Origin of the sequence: Proteus sp. TSJ240517, assembly GCF_047921575.1 — a bacterium.
In the GTDB taxonomy this organism is placed as follows: Bacteria; Pseudomonadota; Gammaproteobacteria; order Enterobacterales; family Enterobacteriaceae; genus Proteus.
This window is the reverse complement of the sequence record NZ_JBLRMH010000001.1, coordinates 348,853-362,020: the sequence shown is the minus strand read 5'-3', so window position 1 is coordinate 362,020 and position 13,168 is coordinate 348,853. Positions and strand designations below refer to the sequence as shown.

8 protein-coding genes are annotated in these 13,168 nt (G+C 37.6%); 4 read left to right on the top strand and 4 right to left on the bottom strand.

Annotated elements, in window-relative coordinates:
• Window positions 1-7: 7 nt before the first annotated feature.
• Complete coding sequence (locus ACNARN_RS01690; protein ID WP_196734528.1) at window positions 8-1,459, top strand: AMP nucleosidase; 1,452 nt, start codon at window positions 8-10, stop codon at window positions 1,457-1,459.
• A gap of 98 nt (window positions 1,460-1,557) precedes the next feature.
• On the opposite strand, the gene ACNARN_RS01685 is transcribed toward ACNARN_RS01690, so the two are convergent.
• Both ACNARN_RS01685 and ACNARN_RS01680 read right to left on the bottom strand, forming a co-directional pair.
• Window positions 1,558-2,550: a tyrosine-type recombinase/integrase gene (locus ACNARN_RS01685; RefSeq protein ID WP_198619482.1), complete on the bottom strand. Its 993-nt coding sequence runs from the start codon at window positions 2,548-2,550 to the stop codon at window positions 1,558-1,560.
• A 342-nt stretch (window positions 2,551-2,892) separates the two neighbouring features.
• Complete coding sequence (locus ACNARN_RS01680; protein ID WP_102086673.1) at window positions 2,893-3,927, bottom strand: isoaspartyl peptidase/L-asparaginase family protein; 1,035 nt, start codon at window positions 3,925-3,927, stop codon at window positions 2,893-2,895.
• Between the two features lie 851 nt (window positions 3,928-4,778).
• Between ACNARN_RS01680 and ACNARN_RS01675 the strand changes: the two genes are divergently transcribed.
• The 3 genes from ACNARN_RS01675 to ACNARN_RS01665 are packed head-to-tail and all read left to right on the top strand — an operon-like array spanning window position 4,779 to window position 9,745.
• Window positions 4,779-5,852 (top strand): HlyD family secretion protein, encoded by a 1,074-nt coding sequence (locus tag ACNARN_RS01675; RefSeq protein WP_102086674.1) that lies wholly within the window; start codon window positions 4,779-4,781, stop codon window positions 5,850-5,852.
• A gap of 8 nt (window positions 5,853-5,860) precedes the next feature.
• Complete coding sequence (gene rbbA, locus ACNARN_RS01670; RefSeq protein WP_180949084.1) at window positions 5,861-8,617, top strand: ribosome-associated ATPase/putative transporter RbbA; 2,757 nt, start codon at window positions 5,861-5,863, stop codon at window positions 8,615-8,617.
• Entirely contained in the window at window positions 8,618-9,745 is a 1,128-nt protein-coding gene (locus tag ACNARN_RS01665) for an ABC transporter permease (protein ID WP_102086676.1), read from the top strand. It begins immediately after the preceding gene.
• A 22-nt stretch (window positions 9,746-9,767) separates the two neighbouring features.
• On the opposite strand, the gene kdpE is transcribed toward ACNARN_RS01665, so the two are convergent.
• Complete coding sequence (gene kdpE, locus ACNARN_RS01660; RefSeq protein WP_100158294.1) at window positions 9,768-10,451, bottom strand: two-component system response regulator KdpE; 684 nt, start codon at window positions 10,449-10,451, stop codon at window positions 9,768-9,770.
• Window positions 10,448-13,168: a two-component system sensor histidine kinase KdpD gene (kdpD, locus tag ACNARN_RS01655; RefSeq protein ID WP_102086678.1), complete on the bottom strand. Its 2,721-nt coding sequence runs from the start codon at window positions 13,166-13,168 to the stop codon at window positions 10,448-10,450. Before kdpD ends, kdpE begins: the two co-directional genes overlap by 4 nt.

Below are 13,168 nucleotides of genomic sequence, written 5' to 3'. Positions count from 1 at the left end.
CTCTTTTATGCCACAACCTCATAACCTAGAAATTCAAAGAATTATTAATGAGTTAAAACAACAATATCAAAATGCTGTTGATGCATTACGCAATGCCATTATTGATTATGTTCAAGATGGAAAATTACCAGATATAAAACAAAGAGCTGAAGGAATATTTGCTTACCCTCAATTAACTGTACATTGGTATGGTGAAGTTAAAACAGAAGATAAAACGCGTGCTTATGGTAGATTATCAAAATCAGGTAATTATTCTACCACGATTACTAATCCGGCTTTATTTGAAAATTATCTGTCAGAACAACTGCAACTTATTGCTGATGCTTACCATGCTACTTTTGAAGTAACTGCTTCAAAACAAGAAATTCCTTATCCTTTTGTCATTGATGGTACAGGCATTGGTTTTGATAGAAAGATGAGTGCCTCTTTAGCAAAATACTTTCCTACTACTGATTTGTCTAAAATTGGTGATGAAATTACCGATGGTTTAATCAGTGATAGGGATATTTTACCTCTTTCTCATTTTGATGCATTGCGTACTGATTTTTCATTAGCACGTTTAAAACATTATACGGGAACATTACCTGAAGATGTTCAACCTTATATTTTATATACAAACTATAATCGTTATGTTGATGAGTTTGTTCGTTGGGCTTGTGAACAAGTTGCAGATAAGAATAGCGCATATTGCGCACTCTCTTGTGCGGGGTTTCAGCAAATTACGGCGGAAACCGTTGATCCTGAAAAGTTAATTTCTGATTTAACTTGGAAGAAATATCAAATGCCTGCCTATCACTTAATTGCTAAAGAAGGTCCCGGAATAACATTAGTGAATATTGGTGTTGGCCCTTCAAATGCGAAAACAATTTGCGATCACTTAGCGGTTTTACGCCCTCATGTTTGGTTAATGATTGGTCATTGTGGCGGGCTACGTGAAAGCCAGCAACTTGGTGATTATGTTTTGGCTCATGCTTATTTACGTGATGATCATATTTTAGATGACGTTTTACCTCCTGATATTCCTATCCCCAATATTGCGGAAGTACAACGTGCACTTTATGATGCTACGAAGATGATCAGCGGTAAACCAGGGCATGAAATAAAACAGAGATTAAGAACAGGAACTGTTGTTACAACGGATGATCGCAACTGGGAATTACGTTTTTCCGTTTCAGCGAGAAGATTTAACTTAAGTCGCGCCGTCGCTGTTGATATGGAAAGTGCCACAATTGCTGCACAAGGTTATCGTTTTCGCGTTCCTTATGGCACCTTATTGTGTGTATCAGATAAACCGTTACATGGTGAAATTAAATTGCCTGGTCAGGCTAATCATTTTTATGAAGGTGCGGTATCAGAACATCTGCAAATTGGTATTCAAGCGATTGAGCTATTAAAAGAAGAAGAAGATAAATTACATTCTCGTAAGTTAAGAACGTTTAACGAACCACCTTTCAGATAAAATACAATAAAATAACAGCAAAATAGCATGTTATAAAAATAAGCTTAATTTAAATACCCAATTTAATTTATTAAATTGGGTATTTTTCAGAATAAAAACTAAAAACGTAAATGTCGAGCTGCTTTTCTTAGTCGATCATCTCCGCGTCTATCATAACGCTGAGTTGTCATAATACTGGCATGTCCCATTGCATCTTTTACCGTGACAATATCTTCACCGTTATCAAGCATTGCTGAAGCAAAGGTTCTTCTCAAATCATGGGGAGCAAATTTATCAATACCACTTTCTTGTTGGCGTATTTCTAAAATATAGTAAATGGCTTGGTCTGTTATTCGCTCATCAGTAACATCATCGAACCGACGAATTCGAGTAAAAAGGGCGCCATCTTGAGTACCTCTTATTTCATCGATCCATAATTGAACACGATCCCAAGTATCATCAGGCATATAAGACATGCGTTCTTTATTACCTTTACCCCTGACAATAAAGGCTTGATCACGAAACTGAATATGTTCGTAATTTAGAGCCACAATTTCTGAGCGACGTAATCCACAACCTAATAGCACGCTTAATATTGCGGCATCTCTTAAACCTTTCGATGAATTGTCTTTTTCACAACTTCTAAATAAAGCACGGATTTCACTGCTAGTTAGTGCACGCCCTTTGGGTAACCGACTTCCTCTTACCGATTTAACTTGGCGGATATGCTGATAACTTTCAGTATCCATTTGTTTCATTGCCCAAGCTTCTAAAGCAACACCTTTTAAGGCAGCAAGATAAGTATTGATAGTGGCGGGGGCTTTATTGGCATCAGACAACATATCAATAATTGCTTGAATATGATGACGACGAAGTGCTCCCCATTGGCAATTTTTAAGAGAAGAGAAACCGATCATTTTGGCAACAATAGTTAGAAACGATCCCATTGTTTGACGACTACGTTTTGAACCTAAACTCATTAAATATGCCATTGCAGGGTTAGTATGAGCAGGCGAGGTGAATGTTGCATTCAGATCCAATATTGCTTGTTTTTCAGACAACACTAGCGATGTTTCGGGTGTTAAATCCTGATCGTCGTGGTGAAATTCCACTGTGATTTCCTTATTAAATCAACATAACCATGATGAATATTCTAACAGATCCAAAAAAGAAAAAAGCTACTTTTTCAAAGGATCATTTTAATAAGTAGAATCGATCTTGTATGCTTTACCATCATATCGTTTATTAAATGAGCTTTTTGGGGGTGAATAATAATCGGAGCGCGTTAATGATAAAAATAACGTTAAATAGATTTAAGATAGAATGCAGGAAATAAGGGGGGAATAGGCTTATATTATGAGTTTCGTACCCAATGTTTTATCTTTTTTCTTTTTAGAAAAGGAGAAGATCAAACATAAATATTGGGTACGAAATAGAAAAATAACCGTTTAAATTTACTCTTTATAAATGGCGACAACTGGCTTTCCATCATTACCAATCGTGCCACGATACATACCTTCAGAATTAAAACTCATTGTGTAGTTACCTGTTTTATCTAATACGATAACACCGCCACTACCATCAATCGCTTTAACTTCATCAAGTGCATTTTGAGCAGCTTCTTCTAAAGGTAAATTTTTATATTTAACTTGGGCTGCGATATTAAATGCCGTTAATGTTCTGATAAACATTTCACCAGATCCTGTTGCAGATACAGCAACGGTTTCATTATCAGCATAATTACCCGCACCAATAATTGGGGAATCACCAACTCGGCCATAACGCTTGTTTGTCATGCCTCCCGTCGAAGTTCCCGCTGCCAAGTTGCCATGTTGGTCAAGAGCAACTGCACCAACAGTGCCATATTTATAATCGTACATCATAGGATCAACAAAAAGAGCAGCTGTTTTACCATCATGGTCTAAAACGACTTGTTCTTTCTCTATTGCTTTTTGAAGTTGTTGCCAACGATGTTCAGTCCTAAAATAGGAAGGATCAACAATTGTAAGCCCTTGTTCTTTAGCAAAAAGATCAGCACCATTAGAAACCATCATAACATGTGGACTTTTTTCCATCACTGCAATGGCTGCGTTAATTGGATTTTTAACCGTAGTTACACCCGCAACAGCGCCAGCTTTACGGGTTTTACCATCCATAATAGAAGCATCAAGTTCATTACGACCATCATGGGTAAAAACGGCACCTTTCCCTGCATTAAATAAGGGGGAATCTTCCATCACATTAATGGATTTTTGAACAGCTTCTATGCTGGTACCTCCACTATTTAAAACAGCATATCCAGCATTTAATGCCTCAGTTAGTTTTTCTTTATATTCTTTTTCTTGTTCTGGTGTGATGGTGTCTTTAGTAATTGTTCCTGCACCACCATGAATTACAAGGCGAATAGGGGTATCAGTATTTGCGAAAACAGAGGTAGCAAACAGTGTGCAAAGTGTTATTGTAGCGAGTTTATACTTAATATTATTCATATAACCCTTCTTGTTTTTAATTAAAATTGACGTGGTATCATCATATGGATTTTACGATCTTGATCTTAAATTCTAATTAACTACATCAAAGTACTTTGATAACTAACTGCAATAATCACTATATAAAAAGTTTAAAGTGTAAGTGGTCTGAACACTCAACTTTCTTTTTAAATTATCGATCTTCATCATGTAATAGACTGATTTCGTTATTTTTCAAATGGAAAAGTTAATGGGGTGTATATTTTTAATGTTTCTTTGTTTAATGAAGATAATAAATATAAGACGTAGCTAATAGTATTTTTTTAAGAATAAAAATAATAATGTTATTTTTACTTTTTGTTTTTATTTTATATTATGAAATTTAAAATATAAAATTTATTAAATAATATAATAAATACAATTTTTGATAATTTTAAATTAGGGATAATTCGGTTATTAATTGGGGTTTTATCAAAAAATTAAGTTTTATTTTAATATTGATTAATATTTGATAACGTTTTGTTATTATTTCATTTGTATTTTAATGTAACGAAAACTAACTTTCTATATACAATTTGTGTGTTTCCTCGAATAATCAAAAATAGATGGTAGATTATGTGATAAAAGTACTACATTAATTTGGGTTAAGGCTCTATTATAATGACATAACATTTATAATTCATAAGGTTAGCTTTTAATATTTTATTTTTTTATAGTGAGTGCGTTAGCTTTATCAATACAAATGAACTATTTTTAAATATAAATAAAAAATAAAAATTAATACGTCTCATTATTTAACTATTTTCTTACATACAGCGGATAAACATATTTTTGGTATTCTTTTATGGCTAAAGGAAGGTTAAATAATTTATATGAAAAATCAAAAAAAGAGTCGTTTTTTTATTTATAGCATCATTCTTGTCGCGGTTGTTGCTGCGGGAATTTTTTGGTGGAAATCTCAAGCACCAACACTTCCTTCAGGATTTGCTCAAAGTAATGGGAGAATAGAAGCAACAGAAATCGATATTTCAACAAAGAGTCCGGGAAGAATAGACTCTATTTTAGTTCAAGAAGGTGATTTTGTTAAAGCGGGTGAAGTGTTAGCAAACATGGACACTCGAACACTTAAAGAACAACTTCATGAAGTTCAAGCTCAATTAAACCAAGCAAAAAGCAGTGTGGTCACTGCACAATCTGCATTATCACAACGTAAAAGTGAACAACTTGCAGCTCAGGCAGTTGTTCGTCAACGTATTGCGGAGCTTGATGCTGCACAAAAAAGACTTAATCGTTCTCGTGCATTAGTAAAAACTAATGCTATTTCTATTCAACAATTAGATGATGATATTGCAAGAACAGAAGGAGCAAGAGCGGCGGTTGAAGCAGCTAAGGCTCAAGAAACCGCAACCATTGCTGCAATAGAATCGGCAAAAGCGGGGATCATTCAAGCTAATACAAAAGTGGATGCTGCAACGGCAACCGAAAGACGCATCTTAGCAGAATTGGATGACAGTATTTTAAAAGCACCGCGTAATGGTCGTGTTCAGTATCGTGTCGCAGAGCCTGGTGAAGTTTTAGGCGCTGGCGGCCGTGTATTAAATATGGTCGATTTAAGTGATGTTTATATGACGTTCTTTTTACCAACAGAAGCTGCTGGTAAAGCTGCATTAGGAAGTGAAGTTCACATTATTTTAGATGCGGCACCTCATATCGTTATTCCTGCAAAAACAACCTACGTTGCTAGTGTCGCTCAATTTACACCAAAAACTGTTGAAACTGATAATGAACGATTAAAACTCATGTTTCGTGTAAGAGCGCGTATTGCACCTGAATTACTTGAAAAACACCTTGAATATGTCAAAACAGGATTACCGGGTCGTGCTTATATTAGATTAGATAATAACCAATCTTGGCCAACTGATTTAGAGGTGAAATTACCGCAATGAGTCAAACAATGAGAACGCAAAGTCATTCTCATATCATTGAATTGACTCATGTATCCCAACATTATGGCGATACCAAAGCGCTTGATGATGTGACATTGGCTATTCCTGCTGGAAAAATGGTCGGGCTAATTGGTCCTGATGGTGTAGGGAAATCGAGCTTGATCTCTCTTATTGCTGGTGCGAGAGAAATCCAAACTGGGCAAATAATTGTTTTAAACGGTGATATGAATGATGTTGAACACCGAAGAGCTGTTTGTCCTCGTATTGCTTATATGCCTCAAGGATTAGGTAAAAATCTTTATCACACACTTTCTGTTTTTGAAAATGTGGATTTTTTTGGTCGTTTATTTGGTCAATCAAAACAAGAGCGGGCAGAACGCATAAATGATTTACTTGAAAGTACGGGTTTAGCCCCATTCCGTGATAGGCCTGCGGGTAAACTTTCTGGAGGAATGAAACAAAAACTGGGTTTATGTTGTGCGCTTATTCACGATCCAGAGTTACTTATTCTCGATGAACCCACTACTGGGGTTGACCCGTTATCCCGCGCGCAATTTTGGGAATTAATTAATCGTATACGTAAGCGTCAAAAAAATATGAGCGTATTAGTAGCGACCGCTTATATGGAAGAAGCTGAACGTTTTGATTGGTTGGTTGCTATGGATGCCGGAAAAATATTAGCAACAGGCCATGCCGATGAATTAAAAGCCCAAACTCATACTGATGAACTAGAAGCTGCTTTTATCGAGTTATTGCCAGAAGAGAAAAAGAAAGATCATCAAAAAGTGATTATCCCTCCAAGAGATAAAAGTGACGATGATACTATCGCCATTGAAGCACAAGATTTAACCATGCGTTTTGGGCAATTTGTTGCAGTAGACCATGTAAGCTTTCGTATTCCTAAAGGAGAAATTTTTGGATTCTTAGGATCGAATGGTTGTGGTAAATCAACTACTATGAAAATGCTGACAGGTTTACTCGAAGCGAGTGAAGGGCGAGCTTGGTTATTTGGTCAAGAAGTTGATCCTAAAGATATTGAAACACGTCGTCGTGTTGGTTATATGTCTCAAGCATTTTCACTTTACAGTGAATTGACTGTACGACAAAACCTTGAATTACACGCCAAGCTTTTTCATATTCCAGAAGAGGAAATTCCTCAACGTGTTAGGGAAATGAGTGAGCGTTTTAATTTAACGGATGTTGAAGAAATAATGCCTGATGGTTTGCCATTAGGAATTCGTCAGCGTTTGTCGCTCGCCGTTGCTGTTATCCATAAACCTGAAATGTTGATATTGGATGAACCAACTTCAGGGGTTGATCCCATTGCGCGAGATATGTTCTGGAATTTGATGGTTGACCTATCAAGACGTGACGGTGTCACTATTTTTATCTCAACTCACTTTATGAATGAAGCGGCACGTTGTGACCGAATGTCGCTGATGCATGCTGGTAAAGTATTAGTCACAGATACACCTGAAAATTTAGTTAAAAATAGCCAATTTGATACGCTTGAAGAAGTCTTTATTGATTACCTTAAAAAGGCATCAGGTGAACAAGAGGCACCTGAACTTGATGAAAAAAGCCTACAACTTCCAGCATCTAGTCATGAAAGTGCAGAAAAAGCGTTAAAGCAACGATTTAGTTTACGGCGTTTATTTAGCTATAGTATTCGTGAAGGTATGGAATTACGCCGAGATCCGGTACGCCTTACTTTAGCGCTATTAGGTACGGTGATCTTGATGTTTATTATGGGTTACGGTATTAGTCTAGATGTAGAAAATCTACGCTTCGGTATTATGGATAGAGATAAAACAGGGTTAAGTCAGGCATATAGCCAAAACCTTTCAGGCTCTCGTTATTTTATTGAAAAGGCACCTATCACCGATTATGACCAACTGGAAAAGCGGTTGCGTAGTGGTGATATTACGGTTGCGATTGAAATTCCTCCTAACTTTGCGCGAGATGTTGCCAAAGGCCATACTGTAAAAATAGGTGTCTGGATTGATGGCGCAATGCCTAATCGGGCTGAAACTGTTCGCGGTTATATTCAGGCAATGCATACAACATGGATGCTTGATATGGCTATGCGTCAACCAACTAATGTGGTTGATAAATTATCACCTATTAATATAGAAACCCGTTATCGCTATAATCCTGATGTAAAAAGTTTACCCGCCATTGTACCAGCAGTTATTCCACTGTTATTGATGATGATCCCTGCAATGTTAAGTGCATTGAGTGTCGTTCGTGAAAAAGAGCTGGGTTCTATTATTAATCTTTATGTTACACCTATCACCAAAGCAGAATTTTTGCTAGGCAAGCAATTTCCTTACATCTTGTTGGGTATGTTTAACTTTTTTATGCTCTGTGCGCTTTCTGTCTTTGTGTTTGGGGTAAGTTTTAAAGGGAGTATGTTAACGCTTTCTTTAGGTGCATTACTCTATATCACCATTGCTACTGGAATGGGATTACTCATTTCTTGCTTTATGAAAAGTCAGATTGCAGCCATTTTTGGTACTTCAATTATTACCTTAATTCCAGCAACACAATTTTCAGGAATGATTGATCCTGTTTCGTCACTGGAAGGTATAGGTAAATGGATAGGGCATATTTATCCTACATCTCACTTTTTAACTATCTCAAGAGGAACATTCTCTAAGGGATTAAACCTTTTTGATTTACCTTGGTCTTTTATTCCTTTGCTTATCACTATCCCAATTGTTATTGGGTTGAGTATCTTTTTCTTGAAAAAGCAGGAGGCTTAAATGTGGCGCACAATTCAAAATGTGTTTAATTTAGGCGTAAAAGAGCTACGCAGTCTCTCTCGTGATAAAGCGATGTTGGCGTTAATTGTGTTTGCTTTTACTGTGTCTATTTATTCATCAGCAACTGTTACACCCGGTTCGTTGCATCACGCGCCGATTGCTGTTGCTGATCAAGACAAATCTCAGCTATCTGCACGTATTGTAAATAGTTTTTATATGCCTTATTTCTTACCTCCAGCTGAGATTACTCCTGAGCAAATTGATGGTTTATTAGATAGAGGAGCTTATACCTTTGCACTCGATATTCCGCCTAATTTTCAGCGTGATCTCTTAGCAGGTCGAAAACCTGAAATACAAGTTAATATTGATGCAACGAGAATGAGCCAAGCTTTTTTAGGTAATAGCTATATTCAAAATATTGTAATGGGTGAAGCAAAAACCTTTTTAGCGAAAAATAGAACCAACGATCCACTGCCTGTTGATTTGGAAGTTAGAATGAGTTTCAACCCGAATCTGACACAATCTTGGTTTGGTTCTGTTATGGCAATTATCAATAATATCACTATGTTATCGATAGTATTAACAGGAGCAGCATTAATAAGAGAGCGAGAGCATGGCACCATTGAGCACTTACTGGTTATGCCTGTAACTCCCTTTGAAATCATGCTTTCTAAGATATGGTCAATGGGATTGGTTGTATTATTGGCATCAGCTATGTCGCTGGTCTTAGTCGTGAAATCTTTACTTCATGTTCCTATCGAAGGTTCTGTTCTACTGTTTATGTGTGGTGTTGCTTTAAGCTTATTTGCGACAACCTCAATAGGCATTTTTTTAGGAACAATGGCTCGCTCAATGCCTCAATTTGGTTTATTGATGATTATGGTATTGTTGCCATTAAATATGCTATCAGGAGGGATGACATCACGAGAAAGTATGCCCCAGTTTGTACAGGATGTAATGCAAACAATGCCAACTACACACTTTGTTAGCTTAGCTCAGGCTATTTTATATCGTGGTGCTGACTTCTCGATTGTGTGGCCACAATTCATTATCTTAATTGTTATTGGCTCTGTGTTTTTTTCATTAGCATTATTACGTTTTAGAAAAACCATTTCGGCAATGGCTTAATGTCATTATGTTATAGAAAATATTAAGGCATAAATCGATAGCCGATCCCCGTTTCTGTCATTAAATGCACTGGACATGCGGGATCGGTTTCTAGTTTTTGGCGTAAATGTCCCATATAAATGCGCAAATAGTGACTGTGTTCAACGAAATTTGGTCCCCAAACATGTTGCATTAAATGCCGTTGAGTAAGCACTTTACCGCTGTTATTAACCAATTCGCTTAGCAAACGAAATTCTGTTGGTGTTAAATGAACGGGTTCATTTTGACGAGTAACAATACGATTAACCCAATCAATTGTAATATCGCCAAACGTAAATTGCGTGCTCTGTGTTTCTTGTTTAACAAAACGGCGTAGTGATGCTCTGACTCTGGCGAGTAGTTCACTGATGCCAAAGGGTTTAGTCAGATAGTCGTCCGCTCCTGCATCAAGCGCTTTCACTTTATCTTGTTCCGAATCTCGCGCTGAAAGTACGATAACGGGTGTACTACTCCATTGGCGAAAGTCTTGAATAAAACACAGCCCATCTTTATCAGGTAAACCCAGATCAAGAATGACTAAATCAGGTTTTCTTGATGCGGCTTCAATTAACCCACGTTGACATTCATTGGCTTCATAAACACGAAATCCTTCGTTCTCTAAAGCAAGCCGAACAAAGCGTAAGATCTCTTTTTCATCTTCAATAATTAAAATGTTATATGGAGTCACTGTTTTATTTCAATCTCATCAATATCAGGGAGTGATTTTAAAGGTAAAACAAAGTGGAAACTTGCTCCACCTTTTTTATGGTTTTCAGACAAATTAAGGTTTTCAGCCCAGATTTCACCTTCATGTAAGCGAATAATCGCGCTACATATTGCTAGACCTAATCCAACACCAGGAATTGCGGATTCTTTTACTGCGCGTGAAAATTTATTAAAAATAAGTTGTAGTTGGTCAGTTGGAATACCATCGCCTTCATCCCACACTTCAACATGAATTTTAGAAGCTTCAATATAGGCTCTTACTCCAATTTTTGTGCTTGATGTCGTATATTTCACTGCATTTTCAAGTAAGTTCGTGATAACTCGTTCAATTAAATTACCATCGCAATAGAGCAATAAATCAGCGGAAATATCAATTTCTAATGGATGTTTATCAAGTAAATAAGAGAGAGAACGAATGGCACTTCCTGTAATTTCTTGCAACGAATTCCATTGTAAATTCACTTGAATGCCGCCAGATTGAATACGTGCCATATCAAGTAAATTATTGACCAAGCGTGAGGTGGTAAGGATCTGTTGTCGAATTTGGCTAACTTGTTCTGTATGAGATGAACCTTCAGCGCTTAAATCGAGAAGTAAAATCTCTGATTGTCCAAAAAGAACAGTAAGCGGTGTTTTTAAATCATGAGAAAGCGCAGCCAATAATGCATTTCTTAATTGTTCTCGTTCGATGTTAATTCGAGATTGTTCTGCAATTTCAGCCTGTTGTAATCGCTCAAGTGCATTAGCAATCAAACCATTAAAAGTTTGCAATAGCTGCTGTTGTTCAGGGATAAGCAGTTGGCGAAGATTATTCGGTTCAATCGCTAAAATAGCTAAAACTTGTTGAGATGCTGTAATCGGATGCAATTGATAAGGCACACTTGGCAGAGTATCTGTGCCTGCACCAGCAATTTGGTCTTTATCACAACACCAACGTGCAATTGCATTATCAATAGGTAAATGCCCCATACCTTGCGCATAAAAAGGTGTTAATTCACCTTGTTTGTTGGGAAGCAATAAGCAAACTTTGGCATCAAACGCACTTGATAAAAAATGGTAACTGGTACGAACAACGTCTTGTAACGTTACCGCTCGACCCAGTTCTCTTGTCATTTCAAATAAGTGGCGAGTGCGTTGTTCTCGATAACGGGCGACACGAGTTTGATAACGCATACCCGCAGTTAAATTACCGACCACTAATCCTACAATAAGCATGACGGTGAAAGTGATCAAATATTGCATGTCGAGTACAGCGAGTGAAAAGTGGGGCTGTACAAAAAACAAGTCAAAACTAATAACGTTGATTAATGCTGCAAAAATAGAAGGACGACGACCAAAAAAGAGTGCAATTAATACAACACCCAATAAATAGAGTGTCACTAAGTTGGCTTTATCAAGGGCTAATAGAAATGTGCGAGAGAATAAGGTTATCGCTAAACATAATCCAATCGCTGTTAAATAGCCTTTTATCTCTTGTCGCCATTTATCATTTTGCAGTGGTGCTGTTTTGGTTTTATAACGAATGTCCTCATCATTGAGAGCAACACTAATAACATGGAGGTCGGGTGCATAACGTGCTAATTTTTCTGCAAAACGCATCCGTATCCAACGTTTTAACCATTGCCATTTTTGGTAAGCACGTTGACCAATAATCACTTTTCCAAGATTATGCTCTCTGGCGTAGCGGATCACCGCTTTTTCAGCTTGATTATCAGAAAGGATCGCGGTTCTTGCACCTAGATGTTGTGCCAGTTTTAGCGAGTGTAAAATAGCTCGGCGTTTATGCTCTCCAATTTGATGAAGCTTAGGGGTTTCAACATAAATAGCATGCCATTGGCAACCAAAAGCGGCAGCATAACGCGCTGCCGTGCGAACTAATTTGTCGTTACCGCCATGAGCACCAAGGCATACCATCAGACTATCTGTGGTGTGCCAAACAGGAGCCGTTCCTTGGCTATCTCGAAACTCTTTAACTTGTGTATCAACTCTATCTGCCATACGGCGTAAAGCTAATTCTCGTAGTGCGATTAAATTACCTTTACGAAAAAAGTGTTCGATGGCCCGTTCTGCTTGTCCAGCTAGATATACTTTGCCTTCATGCAACCGTTGTTGTAGATCATCAGGCGGTAAATCCACCATAACCACTTCATCAGCACTATCAAAAATATAGTCAGGGATCGTCTCTTGGACACGAATTCCTGTAATACTTCCCACGATATCATTAAGACTTTCAATGTGTTGCACATTTATTGTGGCAAGTACATCAATACCTGCATCCAACAGCTCTTCCACATCTTGCCAACGCTTAGGATGCCGGCATTTATGAGGGTTACTAAATGCCAGCTCATCCATTAAGATCACCGCTGGGTGTCTGGCTAATGCGGCATCTAAATCAAATGCGACAAGCTTTCTACCATGATGATGAATACGTTGTGGCGGCAATAAAGGTAATCCGTGAAGTAATGCCGCCGTTTCTTGTCTTTGGTGCGTTTCGACAATACCAGCAAGCACATCAATACCTTGCTGGTGGAGGCGTTGAGCTTCTTGCAACATGGTGTAAGTTTTCCCTACACCTGCACAAGCCCCAAAAAATATTTTTAGTCGTCCACGAGTTGTTGTTCGCGTTGAAGCGAGTAAATCATCGGGTGAGGGACGTTGCCATTGTTGGTCATGTTCCAT